Source organism: Polaromonas sp. (assembly GCF_013817205.1).
Lineage (GTDB): Bacteria > Pseudomonadota > Gammaproteobacteria > Burkholderiales > Burkholderiaceae_C > Polaromonas.
In genome coordinates this window covers 1-19263 of the sequence record NZ_JACDDD010000010.1, presented here as the reverse complement: position 1 = coordinate 19263, position 19263 = coordinate 1, and the positions used below count along the sequence as shown (strand labels likewise).

Below are 19263 nucleotides of genomic sequence, written 5' to 3'. Positions count from 1 at the left end.
ATACGGTTAGTTTCGACATCACCATGACCGCACCCCACGAATTTGATCCCCAGTTGCTCAGCGAAGTCGCGGCCCTGCCGGCCATGCCGGGCGTTTACCGTTATTTCGATGCCGAAGGCGGCGTGCTCTACGTCGGCAAGGCGCGCGACCTGAAAAAACGCGTCTCGACCTATTTCCAGAAAAGCCACGGCGGCACGCGTATCGGCCACATGGTGACCAAGATCGCGCGCATGGAAACCACCGTGGTGCGCTCCGAGGCCGAAGCGCTGCTGCTGGAAAACAACCTGATCAAGACGCTGAACCCCAAGTTCAACATCCTGTTCCGGGACGACAAGAGTTATCCCTATCTCAAGCTGGCGTCCCACGCCTTTCCACGCGTGGCCTATTACCGGGGTGCCGTCGAGAAAAAGCACCGCTACTTCGGGCCTTATCCCAGTGCCTGGGCGGTGAAGGAAACCATTTTGCTGTTGCAGAAGGTGTTCAAGCTGCGTACCTGTGAAGACACGGTGTTCAACAACCGCACCCGGCCCTGCCTGCTGTACCAGATCAAGCGCTGCTCTGCGCCCTGTGTAGCCCATGTGACGCCGGAGCAGTACGCACTCGACGTCGCCAATGCCGAGCGGTTTTTGCAGGGGCAGGCCCAAGACATCCTGACCGAGCTCGAGCAACAGATGCGCAGCCACGCAGAGAAGCTTGAATTTGAACAGGCGGCAGAACTGCGCAACCAGATGTCGGCGCTGTCCAAGGTGCTGCACCAGCAGTCCATGGAAACCGGCGGTGACAAGGATGTGGACATCCTCGCGGTCAAGGTGTCTGGCGGCAAGGCCTGCGTGAACCTGGCCATGGTGCGCGGCGGCCGGCATCTGGGTGACCGGCCTTACTTTCCGACCCACGTCGAGCATGCTGTTGATCTGGCAGGCCTGGACGAAGACAGCGTGGAGGGTGTGGCGCCCGGCAAGCCCGCCAAGTCCGTCAAGTTGGAAACCCTGGTGCTCGAAGCCTTTATTGCCCAGCATTACGTTGGTACACCAGTGCCGCCCGTGCTGGTATGCAGCGAACCGGTGGACAAGGAACTGATCGCTGCGCTTATCATGCAGACCGGCAACAAGGTCACGGCCATCCACCAGCCGCGCGAGCAGCGCCGCATCTGGCTGGAAATGGCGCAGAAAAATGCCGATTTGCAACTGGCCCGTCTGCTGGCCGAGCAGGGCTCACAGCAGGCGCGCACACGCGCGCTGGCCGAGGCGCTGGAGCTCTCGCTGGACAACCTCGATGCGCTGCGCATTGAATGCTTCGACATCTCGCACACGGCCGGTGAATCAACCCAGGCCTCATGCGTGGTTTTCCATGGCCACAAGATGCAAAGCGCCGAATACCGCCGCTACAACATCGACGGCATCACGCCGGGTGACGACTACGCGGCGATGCGCCAGGTGTTGATGCGCCGCTACAGCAAGCTTGCGGAAGCTGCGCGCAACAACGCCGCGCGCTTGCCGGACCTGGTGCTGATCGACGGCGGCAAGGGCCAGGTGTCGATGGCACGCGAGGTGTTCGAGGAACTCGGCCTGGATCTGGGTCTGATTGCCGGCGTGGAAAAGGGCGAGGGCCGCAAGGTCGGCCTGGAGGAACTGGTGTTTGCCGACGGCCGGGAAAAGGTCTATCTGGGCCGGGATTCGGCCGCGCTGATGCTGGTTGCCCAGATCCGCGACGAGGCGCACCGCTTTGCCATCACCGGAATGCGCGCCAAACGCGCCAAGGTGCGGGTCGGCGCCAGCCGGCTCGAAGACATTGCCGGCATTGGCCCCAAAAAGCGCGCCAGTTTGCTGCAGCGTTTTGGCGGCATACGCGGCGTGACGTCGGCCAGCGCCGAGGACATCGCCACCGTTGAAGGCATTTCCCGCGAGCTGGCCGATGAAATTTACCGGGCCCTGCATTGACCGGACAAAGACGCTTTTGAACAACGTCGTCACCGCGATGACGGGCTATTTCACGGGTGCCGCCGGCCTTCCCGAGCGGTTGGGGCCGGCCCATGCCAAAATCAGACGATGTTTTTGACCATACCCACCGTGATGACCTGGACCCGCATCGTTGCGATTCCATTGATTGTGGGGATTTTTTACATCGAGATCGCGCCGGAGAAGGCCAATCTGATCGCGACCGTGATGTTCGTGGTGTTTGCAGCCACCGACTGGCTGGACGGCTTCCTGGCGCGCAAGCTGAACCAGACCTCGTCTTTCGGCGCCTTTCTGGATCCGGTTGCTGACAAATTTTTGGTGTGTGCGTCCTTGCTGGTGTTGGTGCACCTGCAGCGCACCGATGTTTTTGTGGCCCTCATCATCATCGGCCGCGAAATCGCCATCTCCGCCCTGCGCGAGTGGATGGCGCTGATAGGCGCGACCAAAAGTGTCGCGGTGCACATGCTGGGCAAGCTCAAAACCACGGTGCAAATGGTGGCCATTCCATTCCTGCTTTATGACGGGGAACTGTTTGAGGTGATCGATACCAACCTGTGGGGCACCTGGCTGATCTGGCTGTCGGCCATCCTCACGGTGTGGTCCATGATTTATTATCTGAAAAAAGCCATCCCCGAAATCCGCGCCCGCGCCAAATGAGCCGGCTTGCATCCAATGACGCCCTGATCCGGGCGATGCCCGCAGTCTTTGTCCTGATCTGGAGCACCGGCTTCATCGTCGCCAAATACGGCTTGCCTTACGCGCCCCCGCTGAGCTTTCTGGCGATCCGCTATGCGCTGTCCCTGCTGTGTTTTATCGCCTGGATTGCTGTTGCACGGGTGGCGTGGCCAACCAACCGAATGCAGTGGCTGCACTTGGGGGTCACCGGCATCCTGATTCACGCCGGTTACCTGAGCGGGGTCTGGTCTGCCATCAAGGGCGGGATGGGCTCGGGCCTGTCGGCGCTGGTGGTCGGCCTGCAACCAGTGCTGACAGCCGTCTGGGTGTCGCAGATCGGCGAGTCCGGCACCGGCAAAAGCCGCGTCAGTGCGCGGCAGTGGCTGGGCCTCATGCTGGGTCTGGCCGGCTTGCTGCTGGTGGTTTCGCGCAAGTTTGGTGCGGGCAATGAAGCCACGGCTTACACACTGGCCTGGGCGGTTTTTGCGCTGCTCAGCATCACCGCCGGCACGCTCTACCAGAAGCGTTTTGTCCAGTCCGCTGATGTGCGCAGCGCCAACGCCATCCAGCTCGGCGCTGCCTTGCTGGTGACGCTGCCGTTCACTTTTCTGGAAACGGAAGCGGTGCAATGGACCAGCGGCTTTGTCGGCGCGCTGGCCTGGTCGGTGCTGGGCCTGACCCTGGGCGGCAGCTCGCTGCTTTACATGCTGATCCAGCGCGGTGCCTCTACTGCCGTGACCAGCCTGCTGTATCTGGTGCCGCCCACCACCGCCTTGATGGCCTGGCTGCTATTTTCCGAAACCATCACGATGGTGACGGTGGCCGGTACGGCGCTCACGGCGCTGGGTGTCAGCCTTGTGGTGCGGCCCTCAAAGGCGCCGGTTTAGTTTTCCAGGGCGCGCCCTGGAATTGCGCGAGCAGATGGTCGATCAACAGGCGGATGCGACGCGGCGAATCCGCACGGTAGGGCGCCAGCCAGTGGACGTCAGCATCGGGCATCACATAGGCGGGAAGCACCCGCACCAAGTCCCCAGACGCCAGTTGCGGCGCGATGTCCCACAGGCTGCGCAGCATGATGCCGCGCCCGGCGATGCACCAGTCGCGCACCAGCTCGCCGGAATTGCTGGACAACGGGCCCTGCACGCGGACCCGCGCCGGGGTTTTGTCACGTTCCTTCTGCAAGGGCCAGACGTCGAAGCGCTGGCCGCTCGCGCTGCGGTTTTCGCGCACGATCAGACAGGCGCGCTGTTGCAACTCGTCCAGACTGGCGGGCATGCCGTGTTGGCGAATGTAGCGCGGCGAGGCCACCAGCACACGCTGGTTGCGCGCCAGCCGTCGTGACACCCACTGCGCGGCCTGCCGACCCTCGACCTGCCAGAGCCAGATGGCGCCGTCAAAACCATCGGCGGCGAGGTCCGGCAACTGTTCGCTCAGCTGCAACTGGATCTCGATGCGCGGGTAGCGCTCCTGGAAGCTGGCCAGCGCTGGCCCCAGCCACAGCCGGCCAAAGCCCAGCGTCGCCGCCAGCCGGATCAGGCCGGTGGGTTCGGACTTGCGCTCCTGCAGCTCTGATTCGAGCTCGCTGAAGCCGCGCAGCAAAACCTGGGCGCGCTCGCAGACTGTCTCGCCTTCGGCCGTCGGGCTGACGCGTCGGGTGGTGCGCTGAAACAGCCGCTGGCCCAGGCGCGCCTCCAGCGCAGCCAGCCGCTTGGTGACCACGGGCGGCGCGACGTCCAGGCTCAGGGCAGCAGCGCTTAGGCTGCCCTGGTCGCGTACAGCGAGCACGAGTTCCAGGTCACTGCGTTCCATTCATGCTTCCATGGAAATAATCAATTGCCTGATTATTGCTTGAATCACGGGCACCGATTGCGGAGAATCCATCCACACATGAACGCCACAGAGATTCAAACCAAGGCAAGCAGGTCCCGCCTGCTGTTTGAAGGGTTTACGCCGTCGGTTGTTTCCGGGCCGGCCGGTGCGCTGCACACACTGCGGGGAGGGCAGGGCGCACCGCTGCTGCTGATCCATGGCCACCCGCAGACCCATGTGATGTGGCACCGCGTCGCGAATGATCTCGCGCGCCGCTTCACGGTCATCCTCATGGATCTGCGCGGCTACGGTGATTCGGCGCGGCCGGGCGCAGATCCCATGCACCTCACATATTCGAAACGCGCCATGGCGCTCGACGCGATAACGGTGATGCACCATCATGGCTTCGAGCGCTTCCAGGTGCTGGCGCATGACCGTGGCGCGCGGGTCGCGCACCGCCTTGCGGCTGATCACCCGGCGGCTGTCCAGCGCCTGATGCTGCTGGACATTGCGCCCACGCTGGCCATGTACGAGAACACCTCGCAAGCTTTCGCGCGAGCCTATTGGCACTGGTTTTTTCTGATCCAGCCTCCGCCCTTGCCGGAGGCGTTGATCATCAGCGATCCGGTGCGATACATCCGCAGCGTCATGGGAAAGCGCCACGCCGGGCTGGCGGCATTTGCGCCCGACGCCATGGCCGAGTACGAACGCTGCGTGCAAATTCCGGGAACGGCCGAAAGCATTTGTGAGGACTACCGGGCCTCCGCCGGCATCGACCTTGACCACGACCGCGCCGATGTGGCATCCGGCCACAAGCTGACCCAGCCGCTGCGGGTGTTATGGGGCGAACACGGCGCGATGGGGCAGTGTTTTGACGTGCTGCCCCTGTGGCGCGAGCGCGCCGTCGATGTGTCGGGACATGCGCTGCCCTGCGGCCACTATATTGCTGAAGAAGCGCCGGCCCTGCTGCTGGACGAAGCACTGAATTTTTTTACCCACTGAACCAGGAAGCACCATGAACAAGAGCGGCGGAAAGAAAAGAATCGCGGTCATTGCCGGCGACGGCATCGGCAAGGAAACCATGCCCGAGGGCATTCGTGTGATGGAGGCTGCCGCATCGAAATTCAACATCGACCTGCAGTTTGACCACTTCGATTTTTCAAGTTGGGACTACTACGAAAAACACGGCCAGATGATGCCGGACAACTGGAAAGACCAGATTGGCGGGCATGACGCGATCTATTTCGGCGCTGTTGGGTGGCCTGAAAAAATTGCCGACCATGTGTCGCTCTGGGGGTCGCTGCTGCTGTTCCGCCGCGAGTTCGACCAGTACATCAACCTGCGGCCCGCGCGCCTGATGCCCGGCATCATTGCGCCAGTAGTGCGTCGCGACGGCAGCCCGCGCCTGCCCGGCGAGATCGACATGTACATCGTGCGCGAAAACACCGAGGGCGAATATTCCAGCATAGGCGGGCGCATGTACGCTGGCACCGAGCGCGAGATCGTGATGCAGGAAAGCATCTTTTCACGCATTGGCGTGGACCGGGTGCTGAAGTTCGCGTTTGAGCTGGCGCAGTCGCGGCCGAAAAAACACCTGACCAGCGCGACCAAGTCCAACGGCATCGCGATCACCATGCCCTACTGGGACGAACGCGTGGCCGAGATGGCCAAAAACTATCCCGACCTTACGCTCGACAAGTTTCACATCGACATCTTGACCGCCCACTTTGTGCAGCGCCCGGACTTCTTCGATGTGGTGGTGGCCAGCAACCTGTTCGGCGACATTCTCAGTGACCTGGGTCCGGCCTGCACCGGCACCATCGGCATCGCACCCAGTGCCAATCTGAACCCCGAGCGCAAGTTTCCTTCGCTGTTTGAACCGGTTCACGGCTCTGCACCCGACATCGCAGGACGTAACATCGCGAACCCGATCGGGCAGATCTGGTGCGGCGCGATGATGCTGGAGTTTCTGGGGCACAAGGACGCGCACGATGCGGTGCTCGCAGCGATCGAACAAGTGCTCAGTCCCCAGAGCGGTGCGCCGCGCACGCCCGACCTGGGCGGCAGCGCGAGTGGCACTGACCTGGGCAAGGCCATTGCGCAGACACTCGCCTGAGGCAAACTGGCTGGTCTGGCAGAGTCCCGAATTACTGCGTGTGCATATGGACAGGCGGGGAAGCGCAAAAAAGACTAGAATCCGCCACCGCACGTTGTAAAAATCTGATGTTGTCTTGACACGGTTGGAGTCCATGGCTCTAATTGGACGCAGCAGACGATCTGCACATGCCGCCTCCCGCTGCCATCTTTTTGCAGGTGTCCAGGGGGATATTTCCAGAGACAACCAGATTAACTTTATCAACGAGGGGCTCCTTGTGAACAAGACTGAACTGATCGAGCACATTGCCAAACATGCTGACATTTCCAAGGCTGCCGCGACCCGCGCGCTGGAGTCAACCATTGGCGCCGTCAAATCAACCCTGAAAAAAGGAGGCTCCGTGTCTCTGGTGGGTTTTGGCACTTTCGCCGTGGGCAAACGTGCTGCCCGCACCGGCCGCAACCCGCGTACCGGCGATGCGATTAAAATCAAGGCAGCCAAGGTGCCCAAGTTCCGTCCAGGCAAAGCGCTCAAGGACGCCCTGAACTGAACCGATGAATTAAAAGTTGAGGTGGGGTGCTTAGCTCAGTTGGTAGAGCAGCGCCCTTACACGGCGTAGGTCGGCGGTTCGAGCCCGTCAGCACCCACCAGAAACTGGACAAAGGCGAACTGAGGGTTCGCCTTTTTCGTTGATGGCGGCGTAAAAATTTGTTATCAAAGCCGGTTCCCGGCTGCACAGGAAGTTCGAGATGTTTGAATTCATTCGCAAGCACACCAAGGTCACGATGGGCTTGCTGTTTTTGCTCATTGTTCCGTCCTTTGTGCTGTTCGGCCTGGATGGCTACAACCGCTCGGACCAGAACACCGCCATCGTCGCCCGTGTCGATGGCCAGGACATCTCGCAGGCCGAATGGGACTTGGCCCACCAGAACGAAGTGACCCGCCTGCGTGCCTCCATGCCGTCCATTGACGCCAAGTTGCTGGACTCACCCGAAGCCAAATACGCCTCGCTGGAACGACTCGTGCGTGATCGCGTGTTTGCGGTTGCCGCCTTCCAGAGTGGCCTGGTCGTCCCCGACCAGAAGCTGCAGCGGCTCTATGCTGAAGACAAGGCCATCGCATCGTTCCGCTTGCCCGACGGCAAGTTCGACCGTGCGGGTTTTATTGCGCAGGCGGGCATGACGCCCGAGGCCTATGAGGCCAGCCTGCGGGCCGAGCTTGCGACGCGGCAGGTCATGCTCGGCATTGCCGGCAGCGGTTTCGCGGCCAAGGGGGCGGCGGACACGTCTCTCAATGCCTTTTTTGAAAAGCGCGAAGTACAGATCGCACGCTTCACCACCGCCGATTATGCCGCGCGCGTCAACCCCAGCGACGCAGAGCTTGAGCAGTTCTACAAGGCCAACCAGGCCCTGTTCCAGGCACCCGAGCAGGTAGACATCGAATACGTGCTGCTCAACCAGGAGGCGGTGACCAAAAGCATCACCCTCAATGAGCAGGACCTGAAGACCTATTACGAGCAGAACGCGGCCCAGCTCGCCGGCAATGAAGAGCGCCGTGCCAGCCATATCCTGATCGAAGCACCGGCTTCCGCGCCCGCCGCAGATCGCCAGAAGGCGAAGGAAAAGGCCGGGGAACTGCTGGCCGCAGTCAAAAAGGCGCCCGACTCATTTGCCGATCTGGCGCGAAAAAACTCCAGCGATACCGGCTCGGCAGCCAACGGCGGTGATCTCGACTTCTTCTCCCGCAAGTCCATGGTCAAGCCCTTTGCCGACGCTGCCTTCAGCATGAAGAAGGGTGATATCAGCGATGTGGTGGAGACCGAGTTCGGCTACCACATCATCTGGCTGACAGACATCCGGGCGCCCAAACAGAAAACCTTTGAGGAAATGAAACCGGCCCTTGAAGCCGACCTGCGCCAGCAGCAGGCCCAGAAGAAGTTTGCAGAGACGGCCGAAGCCTTCAGCAATGCGGTTTATGAGCAGTCCGAGAGCCTGCGCCCGATTGCCGAACGCCTGAAACTGGAACTCAGGACCGCCAGCAAGCTGACCCGTGCGCCTGGCCCTGGGGCTACCGGCGCACTGGCCAACCCCAAATTTCTTGAAGCCCTGTTCTCGCCGGATGCTGTGGAGAAAAAGCGCAACACCGAAGCGGTGGATCTGGGCGGCAATCAACTGCTGTCGGGCCGTATCACGCACTACACTGCGGCGCGCGCCCTGCCACTGGCTGAAGTCAAGGACCGGGTCCGCGAGCGGCTGCAGCAGCAGCGCGGCGCCGAGATGGCGCGCAAAGACGGCGCCGAAAAACTCGCCGCCTGGAAGGCCAGTCCTGCGACGGCTGCCATGCCTGCACCGGTGGTGGTCTCGCGTGAACAGGCGCAGCAGTTGCCAGCGGAAGCCTTGAAAGCTGCCCTCAGTGTCGATGCGGTGGGCTTGCCGGCCTTGGTGGGCGTGGATCTGGGCGCCCAGGGTTACGCCGTGGTCAAGGTGCTCAAGGTGCTGCCGCGCGCCGCTCCTGCGCCGGCCCAGGCCCAGCAGGAACAGACCCAGTACACGCAGTGGTGGACCTCGGCAGAGAGCCTGGCTTACTACAACGTCCTCAAAGAACGCTTCAAGGTGGACATCAAGGTGAGCCGTCCCGCCGAGCAGAAAGCCGGCGCATAAAGCCAGGTCCGGGGCGAACGCGCGCGCAGTTCCCGCTATAATTTGAGGCTTCGGTGGCTGTAGCTCAGTTGGTAGAGTCCAGGATTGTGATTCCTGTTGTCGTGGGTTCGAGCCCCATCAGCCACCCCAGTATTCAAAAAGCCCCTTGCGAGGGGCTTTTTTTGTGGCCGCTTGCGGCTGGCGCTCAGGACATCAAGGGCGCGAAGCTGGATGTGCGCCAGTATTCGCGGACTTCCTCCAGCCGGGCTTTGAACTCGTCGTAGTCCAGCGGCTTGCTGGTGTAGCTGTTGAGCCCGCCCTTGAGTTCCCGCACGGTGTCCGATTGTTCGCTGGCCGAGGTCAGCATGATCACCGGCACAAAAAGTGTTCGCGGGTCGTTGCGCATGCGCTCCAGAACCTGCAAGCCGCTCATCCTTGGCATGTTCAGGTCCAGCAGCACCAGTTCCGGTTGCAGGTCGGTATTGCGATCACTGTGCTGGCCTTCGCCCATCAGGTAGTCCAGGGCCTGCTGCCCGTCGCGCGCCACCACGATGTGGTGATCCACACCGTTTGCCTCCAGTGTTGTCAGCGTCAATTCCAGGTGGTCAGGGTTGTCTTCTACCACCAGCATGGTCGGTTTGTTCATGAGCCGCCCCTTGTAGGAATTTTCAATATATACCTAAAAGATGTGTGCGTAAGCAGATGTTTCCCTCGCTGATAGCTTTGGCCCCGCTGAGTGCTGCCGACGCGCCGCAGCGCGTGCCACCGCTCAGTTGACCATGACCAGCTTGCCCTTGACGCCGCGTGAGCCCATGTGGGCGTAGGCAGCCTTGAGTTCGGCCATGGGCATGGTGCGGTCGATCACGGGTTTGATCTTGCCCTGCGCGTACCACTGTGCGAGCTCGGCCAGGGCTGCGGCGCTGGCTTTGGGTTCGTTCTTGGCGAAGCCGCCCCAGAACACGCCAACGATGGAGGCGCCCTTGAGCAGTGTGAGGTTCAGCGGCAGCGACGGGATCGGTCCCGAGGCGAAGCCGACCACCAGGTAGCGGCCGCGCCAGGCGATGGAGCGGAAGGCTGGCTCGGCGAACTCGCCGCCCACCGGGTCATAAATCACGTCGGGGCCCTTGCCATCGGTCAGGATTTTGATGGCTTCGCGCAGGTTCTCGGTGCTGTAGTTGATGGTGGCGTCGGCGCCTATGGATTTGCAAAGCGCACATTTTTCATCGGTTGATGCCGCAGCGATCACCTTCGCGCCCATGGCCTTGGCGATCTGAATGGCCGAGGTGCCGACGCCGCCGGCGGCGCCCAGCACCAGCACGGTTTCACCGGCTTTCAGTTGCGCGCGGTCCACCAGCGCATGGTGCGAGGTGGCGTAAATCATGATGAAGGCCGCCGCATCGACATGCGGAAAACCGTCGGGCAGCGGCATGCACAGGGCCGCAGGTGCGATGGTGTGGGTGCCGAAACCGCCGGTGCCGGACAGACAGGCCACGTTCTGCCCGACCTTCAGGTGTTTGACCCCTTCACCGATGGCTTCGACCACACCCGCATATTCGGAGCCGGGCACAAAGGGCAGGGGCGGCTTGATCTGGTACTTGTTCTGGACGATCAGCAGGTCGGGAAAATTCAGGCTGGCCGCCTTGATGGCGATTCGCACCTCGCCGGCTTTCGGCTCGGGCGTGGGCAGTTCTTTCCAGGTCAGGGCGTCAACGCCGGTGGGGTCTTCACAAAGCCAGGCATGCATGAGGGGGTCTCCGTTGAGGTCAGGTGAACACATCATAGAGAGCTTGCAAAGGCAAATAGGCCGCGCGGGGGGCCGGCTTTGTCACCCTTGAGACCGTAAAATCGCTGCATGAAAATCCTGATCTGCAACGACGATGGCTACCAGGCCTCCGGCATCATCGCCCTGTACGAAGCCCTGAAGGACATTGCCGATGTGGAGGTGGTGGCACCGGAGCAGAACAACAGCGCCAAATCGAATGCGCTGACCCTGCATTCGCCGATGTATGTGCAGACGGCGGCCAACGGCTTTCGCTACATCAACGGCACTCCGGCCGACTGTGTGCACATTGCGCTGACCGGCTTGCTGGGCTACCGTCCGGACCTGGTGGTGTCCGGCATCAACAACGGCGCCAACATGGGCGACGACACAATTTATTCAGGCACCGTGGGCGCGGCCATGGAGGGTTATCTGTTCGGCATTCCCTCCATTGCGTTTTCGCAAACCGAAAAGGGTTGGGGCCACATCGACGCGGCAGCCCGCCGCGCTCGCGACTTGGTCCAGCAACTGACCCCCTCGCTCGAAAAAATTGCCGAAGAGGCATTGCCCACGGTGGCGCCCTGGCTGCTCAATGTGAATATCCCCAACCTGCCTGACGAGCAGCTCAAAGGCTACAAGGTCTGCCGCCTGGGCCGGCGCCATGCGGCCGAACGGGTGATTACCCAGACCAGCCCGCGCGGCGAAACCATGTACTGGATAGGCGGCGCCGGGCCGGCCAAGGAAGAGGGCGAGGGCACTGACTTTTTTGCAACCAAACACGGCTTCGTCGCCATCACGCCCTTGCAGGTGGACCTGACCGACCATGAGCGCCTGCCTTACTGGGCGCAAACAGCGGCCAAACTCACACACGACAGCGCTGTAACGCAGCTGGCTGCATGAAGCCGCCGGCAAAACCCACCGCCGTCCAACGCCCGGGTTTTCCGGTGCGTCTGGCGCCTGACGCCGGCACCCCGTCTGCTACAAAAAATGTAGCTGGTCGCGCCCATCCGGAAAGGGCTACAGGCCTTTTTGATCTCAAACTTCCGGCTAAAGCCGTGATCTCCAGCGGTGTCGGCATGGATTCACGCGCGGTGCGCGCCCGCATGGTCCAGAAGCTGGCAGCGCAGGGCATTGCCGATGCGCAGGTGCTGGCCGCGTTGGGGCACGTAGAGCGCCACCGTTTTGTTGATACCGCGCTGGTCAACCAGGCCTACGAGGACACCAGCCTGCCAATTGGCCTGGGCCAGACGATTTCCAAACCCAACGTGGTGGCCCGCATGCTGGAGCTGCTGCGCCAGGGCGCGGGCAGTCCGTCCGGCAAACTGGGCCGGGTGCTGGAGATAGGCACCGGCTGCGGCTACCAGGCGGCGGTGCTGGCTCAGCTCGCCAGCGAGGTCTACAGCATCGAGCGCCTGCGCGGCCTGCATGACAAGGCGCGCGAGAACCTGCGTGCCTTCAGGCTGGCCAATGTGCACCTGCTGTTCGGCGACGGCATGGCGGGTTATGCGAAAGGCGCACCGTATGCGGCCATCATTGCGGCGGCGGGCGGCGAGGAGATTCCGCCGGCCTGGGTGGAGCAACTGGCCGTCGGTGGCCGTCTGGTCGCGCCGATGCACATTGCCGGCAGGGCTGGCGGCGCCCAGGCGCTGGTGGTGCTGGACAAGACCGCGCAGGGTGTCACTCAGACGATTCTGGAGGCGGTGCACTTTGTGCCTTTAAAATCGGGAACAAGCTGAGGTCGGGTGCCAGACATGTAAATTGCGCACACTGGCCGTCCTGAACCCAAACCGGCGCCAAGCGTCACACCTGTCACTCATGGCATTTGGAAAAGGCGAACCTATCAATGAATCAACAAGCAGGGCTTCCCATGGCAGCGTTTTCTTCCCCGGCCCCTGAAGAGCACCGCGGTGGCAAGGGCACCGCTCGGCTGGCTCTGAGCTGCCTGCTGGCCGCCGCCGCGCTGCTGGTGGCAGCCTGCAGCTCGTCGCCCGGCCTGAGCCGCGCGCCGGTCGAAGACCGTGGCACCGGCATGACACGCGCCCCGTCGGTGGCGGTGGACCCGGCCGGCGTCAAGCTGCTGCCTGGCGCCGAAAACGCCGGCAAACCCGGTTACTACACGGTCAAGCCCGGCGATACGCTGATCCGTATCGGTCTGGACACCGGCCAGAACTGGCGCGACATCGGCCGCTGGAGCAACCTGGAGAACCCCAATTTGATCGAGGTCGGCCAGGTCTTGCGCGTGGTGCCGCCAGAACCTGTGGCGGTGGCCCGACCCGTGACGTCCAGCACAGTCACGCCGGGCAACCCTGCGCCCGCCGCCAGTGCGCCTGCACCTGCGTCCAGCGCATCCAAACCTGCAGCAAGCGGCACCGACGAGGACGTGGCCTGGATCTGGCCGGCGCAGGGCGCGGTGCTGGGGGGGTTCGACGAAGCCAAGAACAAGGGCCTCGACATCGCCGGCAAGGCCGGTGACGCAGTGATTGCCTCGGCCGACGGCCGCGTGGTCTATGCCGGGGCCGGCCTGCGCGGTTACGGCAACCTGATCATTCTCAAGCACAACAACACCTTCCTGACAGCCTATGCGCACAACCAGACCCTGCTGGTCAAGGAAGACCAGTCGGTGCGCAAGGGCCAGAAGATCGCCGAGATGGGCAACAGCGACGCCGACCGCGTGAAGCTCCATTTTGAAATCCGCCGCCAGGGCAAGCCGGTGGATCCGGCGAAGTATCTGCCGCCGAAATAAGCGCGGTCCCTCCATGAAAAAGCCCCGCGAGCGGGGCTTTTTTGATGGGTCGCGCATTTTCAAGATCAAATCAGGCTCCAGCCCCCGTCCAGCAAGCGCGGATAGCTACTGATTTGATAGTGTTGGCGGTGGTTGCAGCAGTTCGTCATAACCGCGCCCGGTGAACTGCAGCAGGTCGATGCCGTGGCCAAAAGGGTCGGCCAGGCCGGCGATGCAGCCCCAGGCGCGCTTATAGACCGGCATTTCCAGCACGGCGCCGTGTGCCAGCAGGCGCGCTACGGCAGCATCGATGTCTTCCACCACAAAATCCAGGTGCACCGGGGTCCAGTGGCGCTGGTAACTGCGCTCGGCCACGTTGCCAGTGATCGGCTTCGTGCCCGCCTCGTTGAGCAGCAGGTCGATGGGGCTGCTGGCGCCCAGAATCTCCGTGAAGGCATTCTGGAAACGCCGGCCGCATCGAAGCCCCAGTCCTTGGGTGTAAAACGTGATGGCGCGTTCCATGTCGTCAACGTCGATGCAAATCCGCAGTTCCATGGTCAATTCCTTCTGGTCTTTTGCCTGCCGAAAATGGTAACGCAGCCTGAGACAATGGCGCATGGCCAGACGACAACAGAACAAAACGAAACAATCCGCGCCCGCGACGCCGCTCGTGGACTATCCGCCCGACATCCTCAACGTCGAGTCGCTCGACATCGAGGCCCAGGGCATTGCCCACCGTGAGGACGGCAAGGTGGTGTTCATCGACGGCGCACTCCCGTTTGAACGTGTCAGCGCCAGCGTCTACCGCAAGAAACCCACGTTCGAGAAAGCCACGCTGATGGCGCTGCTGCGTGAATCCTCGCAGCGCGTGCGGCCGCAGTGCCTGCATTTCGGCCTGCACACCGGGGCCTGCGGCGGCTGCAAGATGCAGCACCTGCATGTGGCAGCGCAGGTGGCCGTCAAGCAGCGTGTGCTGGAAGACAACCTCTGGCACCTTGGCAAGCTCAAGGCAGAAAATGTGATGCGGCCCATCGAAGGTCCGGCCTGGAACTACCGCTACCGCGCGCGTCTGTCGGTACGGTTTGTTCGCAAGAAGGGCGAGGTGCTGGTCGGATTTCATGAGCGCAAAAGCGGTTACGTCGCCGACATTCGCGAATGCCATGTGTTGCCGAAACATGTCAGCGATCTGCTGCTGCCGCTGCGCGCGCTGATAGGCGCAATGGACGCGAAGGAGACCCTGCCGCAGATCGAGCTGGCCTGCGGCGACGCCATCACGGCGCTGGTGCTGCGCCACATGGAGCCGCTGTCCGATGGCGACCGCGCGAAGCTGCGCGCCTTTGCGGCAGCCCATCCGGGCCTGCAGTGGTGGCTGCAGTCGGGCGGGCCGGATACGGTGACGCTGCTCGATCCGGTCAGCGACCCTGCGCAGCAACTGGCTTATGCGCTGCCGGCTTATGGCATCACCATGCCGTTTCGGCCGACCGACTTCACCCAGGTCAACCCGCAGATCAACCAGGTGCTGGTCTCGCGCGCGCTGCGCCTGCTCGATGTGCAGCGTGACGAACGCGTGATTGACTGGTTTTGCGGGCTGGGCAACTTCACCCTGCCGCTGGCGACCCAGGCGCGCGAGGTGCTGGGCATCGAGGGCAGCGAGGCGCTGGTCGCCCGCTCGCGTGAAAATTATCTGTCAAATCAGGCCTCAGCCCCCGCAGGACGGACGCTGGCAGCTACCAAATTTGTAGCACGCAACCTGTTCGAGATGACACCCGGCATGCTGGTGCGGGACGGCGCGGCCGACAAATGGCTGGTCGATCCGCCTCGTGAGGGTGCGTTCGAGCTGTTCAAGGCATTGGCCGCGCTGCACCAGCAGGCCATCACGGGCGTACCCTGCGACGACGCGGGTGGGCAGCAAAACCTGCAGAGGGGCGACTGGGTGCCGCCAAAACGCATCGTGTACGTGAGTTGCAACCCGGCGACGCTGGCGCGAGATGCCGGTGTGCTGGTCAATGATGCGGGTTACCGCTGCACTTCAGCCGGCGTGGTCAACATGTTCCCGCACACCGCACATGTGGAGTCCATCGCCGTGTTCGATTTGGCCGCCGTCTAAAAAAAAGAAAAAGAAAAGGAAAAGGGGCCAAAGGCCCCTTTTTTCCGTCTGGAGCGCAGCGGACAATTAATCTTTCTCACCACCCATGATGCCCAGCAGGGCCAGCAGGGCCTGGAACACATTGAACAGGTCCAGGTACAGGCGCATGGTGGCGCTGATGTAGTTGGTCTCGCCGCCGTCCATGATCTGTTTGAGGTCATACAGCATGTAGGCGCTGAAGATGCCGATCACAGCCACCGACAGGGCCAGCATGCCGGCGGTGGAGCCGACAAACACGTTGATGATGCCGCCGACCATGACGACCATGGCGCCGACAAACAGCCACTTGCCCATGCCTGACAGGTCACGCTTGATCACGCTGGCCAGGGAGGCCATCACGAAGAACACGCCAGCCGTGCCGCCCATGGCGGTCATGATCAGCTCGGAACCGTTGCGAAAGCCCAGGATCATGCCGATCATGCGCGACAGCATCAGGCCCATGAAGAAAGTGAAAGCCAGCAGCACTGGCACGCCGGCGGCGGAATTCTTGGTCTTTTCAATCGCGTAAAGAAAGCCGAAGGCGCCGCCCAGGAACACGATCAGGCCCAGACCACCGGTCAGCGAGGCGGTGATGCCCGTGGCAACGCCGACCCAGGCGCCCAGCACGGTGGGCAGCATGCTCAGGGCCAGCAGCCAGTAGGTGTTGCGCAAAACCCGGTTGCGCTGCTCGGCAGAGGCAACGTAGCCATGGTCAAGGGTTTGAACATTGTCATTCATGAGCGTCTTCTCCAAGAGGCCAGCATATGCAGGCAAGATCATTTTAGGGGACTGCGGCAGATTTCAAGGATTAACCCTGCGCACTGCCGACTTTTTTTGAGGGTTCTATCAGGTTTTAAGGTGGTAATGTGACCCTTGGACAGCGCCAAAGTTGCGTATGCTTGCGCTCTTGTCCTACAACCCCGAAAAAAACATGAAATCAAAAGCAGTGCTTGAATTTTCCGACGTGCAGGCCATTGCGGCCGCAGCGACGGCCGAAGCCCTCAAGAACAACTGGGCGGTGACAATTGCCGTCGTCGACGATGGCGGCCATCTGCTGCACCTGCAGCGGCTGGACGGCGCGGCGCCGATCTCGGCCCATATCGCGCCGGCCAAGGCTCACACCGCCGCGCTCGGACGCCGTGAAAGCCGCATTTATGAAGAGATGATCAATGGCGGCCGCGTGTCCTTCCTGAGCGCGCCCGAGCTCAAGGGCCTGCTCGAAGGCGGCGTGCCCATCATGAAGGACGGCCAGTGCCTGGGCGCGGTCGGCGTCAGCGGCGTGAAGTCCACCGAAGATGCGCAGATCGCGCGCGCCGGCATGGCAGCCATCGGCCTGTAAGCCACGCCCTCGCTGAACGCTATTGAATCAATAGCTGCTGGCGCTTGCTGCACAAGGGCTGGAGCCCGATTTGACGTGAAAAAGCCGACCTTCAGGTCGGCTTTTTGCATGCAGTGTGGAGAAAAAAAGCCTGGCTAATGCTTGTGCCCGAAGGCGCAGGTCTGGCTGGCAAAAAACGATCTGTGGGGCCTGTTGAGGCCCCGGATCGCCCCACGATGAAACGGGTGTGGCGTACTGCCTATTTGGTCAGGATCAATTTGCCCAGGCGCGTGGCCTGCAGGCGGTACGTCAGGCCGTTGTGATTGATCTCCACGGCCTTCTGGCCGCGCAGGATTTCGGTGCTTTCCAGTACATTGCCCGACACATCGCGCGCCGGTGCCGCAGGCGTGGCCATCCCTGGCTGACGAGTGGCGCGAGAGGGCAAACTCAGGGTGGTCGGGTGAAGGGCGAGGGACATGGTGTTTATTGCTTGGTGGATAGGGGTTTGTGGATTGGATTGGCGTTATGGTAATGATAATGATTCGCAATTAAAAGTCAAGTCACCAAGGTGTTTTATTTTGTTTTTCGACTGGACTTGACCACCCGACTTGAGATGGAAAACAAAAAACGCCTGGCTCCTTGCGGCTCCAAGCGTCGCGCGATGGCAGGCGGGCCTCTGGTGTCAGGGCTTGTCGGGTTCGGTGATAAACCCGATCTTGCGCAGGCCCGACAGCTGCGCCGCTGCCATGGCCTGGGCCACACGTTCGTAGCGCACGGCCTTGTCGCCGCGGATGTGCAGTTCAGGCTGCGGGTTCTGCGCTGCGGCGGTCTGGAAGCGCGGCGCGAGGTCCTTGTCGGCTATGGGCGCTTCGTTGATGTAGTAGGTCCCTTGTGCGTCCACCGTCAGGCGCACGGTTTCGGGCTTGCTGTCCTGCGCCTCGTTGGTGGCGCGCGGCAGGTCGATGTTGACCGCGTGTTTCATCACCGGAACGGTGATGATGAAGATGATCAGCAAAACCAGCATCACGTCAACCAGGGGCGTCATGTTGATCTCGTTCATGACATCGTCGGTGTCGTCCTGTGTTCCAAAAGCCATGGTTGAGTCCCGTTCGGTTTCGGTGTCAGGCTTTTTTCATCGGCACCACTTTGGCCGAGGTGCCGTTGCTGACGCGGGCACCAGTGACAAAGTAGGCATGCAGATCATGCGCAAAGCGGTTGAGTTTTTGCAGCACACCCTTGTTGCCGCGCACCAGCGCGTTGTAACCCAGCACCGCCGGAATTGCCACTGCCAGGCCGAGCGCCGTCATGATCAACGCCTCACCGATAGGGCCGGCCACCTTGTCAATGGTGGCCTGGCCGGCCGTGCCAATCGCCAGCAACGCGTGGTAAATGCCCCAGACCGTGCCGAACAGGCCGATGAAGGGGGCGGTGGAGCCCACCGAGGCCAGAATCGCCAGGCCCGACTGAAGGCGCGATGTAAATTCGTCGATGGTGTTGCGCAGGCTGCGTGTAACCCAGTCGCTGACATCCAGCGTATCGTGCAGGTGCGCCTTGGTGGTGCGATGGTGGGCGGTTGCCTCGCGGCCCTCGATGGCCAGCTGGCGGAAGGGATTGCCGGGGTCACTGCCGAGCTTGGACAGGCCGGCGGGGAAGTCCTCGCTGTGCCAAAAATCCTCTGCGCCGCGCGCGATTTTTTTGTACTTCAGCAGGTCCAGGGTCTTGATGATGATGACCATCCAGGATGCCAGCGACATGCCGATCAGCAGGACGGCCACCGCCTTGGTGACCAGGTCGCCCTGCGTCCAGACGTTCATCAGGCCAAATTGTGAATTCATGATTGCTTACTCCAGAACAAAATTGATCGGGGCCTTGAGCAGGTACTCGGTATGGGCATCGGTACCTGCACGGCGGAATGGGGTGACCTGTGAGGCCATCACGGCCTCGTAGGCGGCGCGGTCCAGGCGTTCGAAGCCACTGGATTTGAAGACACTGCCACGCACGGCGCGGCCGGCGGCGTTGTAGTACACCGCGATCAGCACCACACCGGTTTCGCCGTTGCGCCGGCTCAGCGAGGGGTAAACCACACGCGGTGGCCGGATGTATTCGGTTTCGCCCTGGGTGACTTCTACCGTGCGCGGCGGCGCAGGGGGGGCGGGCGGCGTGGGC

At 62.1% G+C, this 19263-nt stretch carries 21 protein-coding genes and 2 tRNA genes; 14 read left to right on the top strand and 9 right to left on the bottom strand.

Features of this window, described 5'->3' with window-relative positions; genetic code table 11:
• The first annotated feature begins 23 nt into the window (after positions 1-23).
• From uvrC to H0W47_RS04005, 3 genes are all read left to right on the top strand, one after another.
• Positions 24-1937, top strand: a complete 1914-nt coding sequence (gene uvrC / locus H0W47_RS04015) for an excinuclease ABC subunit UvrC (RefSeq protein ID WP_296921085.1) — start codon at positions 24-26, stop codon at positions 1935-1937.
• Positions 1938-2045: 108 nt separating this feature from the next.
• The gene (gene pgsA / locus H0W47_RS04010) at positions 2046-2612 is read left to right on the top strand and encodes a CDP-diacylglycerol--glycerol-3-phosphate 3-phosphatidyltransferase (RefSeq protein WP_296921082.1); all 567 of its coding nucleotides are present in this window, start codon (positions 2046-2048) and stop codon (positions 2610-2612) included.
• Positions 2609-3517, top strand: coding sequence for a DMT family transporter (locus H0W47_RS04005; RefSeq protein ID WP_296921079.1), 909 nt, complete (start codon positions 2609-2611; stop codon positions 3515-3517). Before pgsA ends, H0W47_RS04005 begins: the two co-directional genes overlap by 4 nt.
• On the opposite strand, the gene H0W47_RS04000 is transcribed toward H0W47_RS04005, so the two are convergent.
• Complete coding sequence (locus H0W47_RS04000; RefSeq protein ID WP_296921076.1) at positions 3480-4439, bottom strand: LysR family transcriptional regulator; 960 nt, start codon at positions 4437-4439, stop codon at positions 3480-3482. The two genes, H0W47_RS04005 and H0W47_RS04000, sit on opposite strands and share 38 nt — an antisense overlap.
• Before the next feature lie 78 nt (positions 4440-4517).
• Here H0W47_RS04000 and H0W47_RS03995 point away from each other — a divergent pair, with 78 nt between their 5' ends.
• From H0W47_RS03995 to H0W47_RS03970, 6 genes are all read left to right on the top strand, one after another.
• Positions 4518-5441 (top strand): alpha/beta hydrolase, encoded by a 924-nt coding sequence (locus H0W47_RS03995; protein WP_296921073.1) that lies wholly within the window; start codon positions 4518-4520, stop codon positions 5439-5441.
• Positions 5442-5454: 13 nt separating this feature from the next.
• Complete coding sequence (locus tag H0W47_RS03990) at positions 5455-6555, top strand: tartrate dehydrogenase (RefSeq protein WP_296921070.1); 1101 nt, start codon at positions 5455-5457, stop codon at positions 6553-6555.
• 256 nt (positions 6556-6811) lie between these two features.
• Positions 6812-7084 (top strand): HU family DNA-binding protein, encoded by a 273-nt coding sequence (locus H0W47_RS03985; protein WP_188709168.1) that lies wholly within the window; start codon positions 6812-6814, stop codon positions 7082-7084.
• A 24-nt stretch (positions 7085-7108) separates the two neighbouring features.
• A tRNA-Val gene (locus H0W47_RS03980) sits at positions 7109-7184 on the top strand.
• 99 nt (positions 7185-7283) lie between these two features.
• A complete protein-coding gene (locus H0W47_RS03975; protein WP_296921062.1) occupies positions 7284-9194 on the top strand; it encodes a SurA N-terminal domain-containing protein in 1911 nt (636 codons plus the stop codon).
• Positions 9195-9247: 53 nt separating this feature from the next.
• Positions 9248-9323: transfer RNA gene (locus H0W47_RS03970), tRNA-His, on the top strand.
• A 55-nt stretch (positions 9324-9378) separates the two neighbouring features.
• On the opposite strand, the gene H0W47_RS03965 is transcribed toward H0W47_RS03970, so the two are convergent.
• Positions 9379-9819 (bottom strand): response regulator, encoded by a 441-nt coding sequence (locus H0W47_RS03965; protein WP_296921059.1) that lies wholly within the window; start codon positions 9817-9819, stop codon positions 9379-9381.
• Positions 9820-9942: 123 nt separating this feature from the next.
• Positions 9943-10917: an NADPH:quinone oxidoreductase family protein gene (locus H0W47_RS03960; protein ID WP_296921056.1), complete on the bottom strand. Its 975-nt coding sequence runs from the start codon at positions 10915-10917 to the stop codon at positions 9943-9945.
• Between the two features lie 108 nt (positions 10918-11025).
• Between H0W47_RS03960 and surE the strand changes: the two genes are divergently transcribed.
• The 3 genes from surE (at position 11026) to H0W47_RS03945 (ending at position 13675) form a co-directional block, all read left to right on the top strand.
• Positions 11026-11832 carry a 5'/3'-nucleotidase SurE gene (surE, locus tag H0W47_RS03955; protein WP_296921053.1) on the top strand — a complete coding sequence of 269 codons (807 nt, stop codon included), beginning with the start codon at positions 11026-11028 and terminating at the stop codon, positions 11830-11832.
• Entirely contained in the window at positions 11829-12668 is an 840-nt protein-coding gene (locus H0W47_RS03950; protein ID WP_296921049.1) for a protein-L-isoaspartate(D-aspartate) O-methyltransferase, read from the top strand. Before surE ends, H0W47_RS03950 begins: the two co-directional genes overlap by 4 nt.
• A 131-nt stretch (positions 12669-12799) precedes the next feature.
• Complete coding sequence (locus H0W47_RS03945; protein ID WP_296921046.1) at positions 12800-13675, top strand: peptidoglycan DD-metalloendopeptidase family protein; 876 nt, start codon at positions 12800-12802, stop codon at positions 13673-13675.
• Positions 13676-13780: 105 nt separating this feature from the next.
• Here the strand turns inward: H0W47_RS03945 and H0W47_RS03940 are convergent, their stop codons facing one another.
• Positions 13781-14209, bottom strand: a complete 429-nt coding sequence (locus H0W47_RS03940) for a VOC family protein (protein WP_296921043.1) — start codon at positions 14207-14209, stop codon at positions 13781-13783.
• 61 nt (positions 14210-14270) lie between these two features.
• Here H0W47_RS03940 and rlmD point away from each other — a divergent pair, with 61 nt between their 5' ends.
• Positions 14271-15761, top strand: coding sequence for a 23S rRNA (uracil(1939)-C(5))-methyltransferase RlmD (gene rlmD, locus H0W47_RS03935; RefSeq protein WP_296921040.1), 1491 nt, complete (start codon positions 14271-14273; stop codon positions 15759-15761).
• Between the two features lie 66 nt (positions 15762-15827).
• On the opposite strand, the gene H0W47_RS03930 is transcribed toward rlmD, so the two are convergent.
• Complete coding sequence (locus tag H0W47_RS03930; RefSeq protein ID WP_296921037.1) at positions 15828-16517, bottom strand: Bax inhibitor-1/YccA family protein; 690 nt, start codon at positions 16515-16517, stop codon at positions 15828-15830.
• Positions 16518-16710: 193 nt separating this feature from the next.
• On the opposite strand from H0W47_RS03930, the gene H0W47_RS03925 reads away from it, so the two are divergent.
• A complete protein-coding gene (locus H0W47_RS03925) occupies positions 16711-17118 on the top strand; it encodes a heme-binding protein (protein ID WP_296921034.1) in 408 nt (135 codons plus the stop codon).
• A gap of 238 nt (positions 17119-17356) precedes the next feature.
• Here H0W47_RS03925 and hemP read toward each other — a convergent pair whose 3' ends face one another.
• From hemP to H0W47_RS03905, 4 genes are all read right to left on the bottom strand, one after another.
• The gene (gene hemP, locus H0W47_RS03920; RefSeq protein ID WP_296921169.1) at positions 17357-17512 is read right to left on the bottom strand and encodes a hemin uptake protein HemP; all 156 of its coding nucleotides are present in this window, start codon (positions 17510-17512) and stop codon (positions 17357-17359) included.
• 267 nt (positions 17513-17779) lie between these two features.
• The gene (locus H0W47_RS03915; protein WP_296921031.1) at positions 17780-18193 is read right to left on the bottom strand and encodes a biopolymer transporter ExbD; all 414 of its coding nucleotides are present in this window, start codon (positions 18191-18193) and stop codon (positions 17780-17782) included.
• A gap of 25 nt (positions 18194-18218) precedes the next feature.
• The gene (locus H0W47_RS03910; RefSeq protein WP_296921029.1) at positions 18219-18932 is read right to left on the bottom strand and encodes a MotA/TolQ/ExbB proton channel family protein; all 714 of its coding nucleotides are present in this window, start codon (positions 18930-18932) and stop codon (positions 18219-18221) included.
• A gap of 6 nt (positions 18933-18938) precedes the next feature.
• Positions 18939-19263: energy transducer TonB (locus tag H0W47_RS03905; RefSeq protein WP_296921026.1), on the bottom strand; the 325-nt coding region annotated here is incomplete at its 5' end.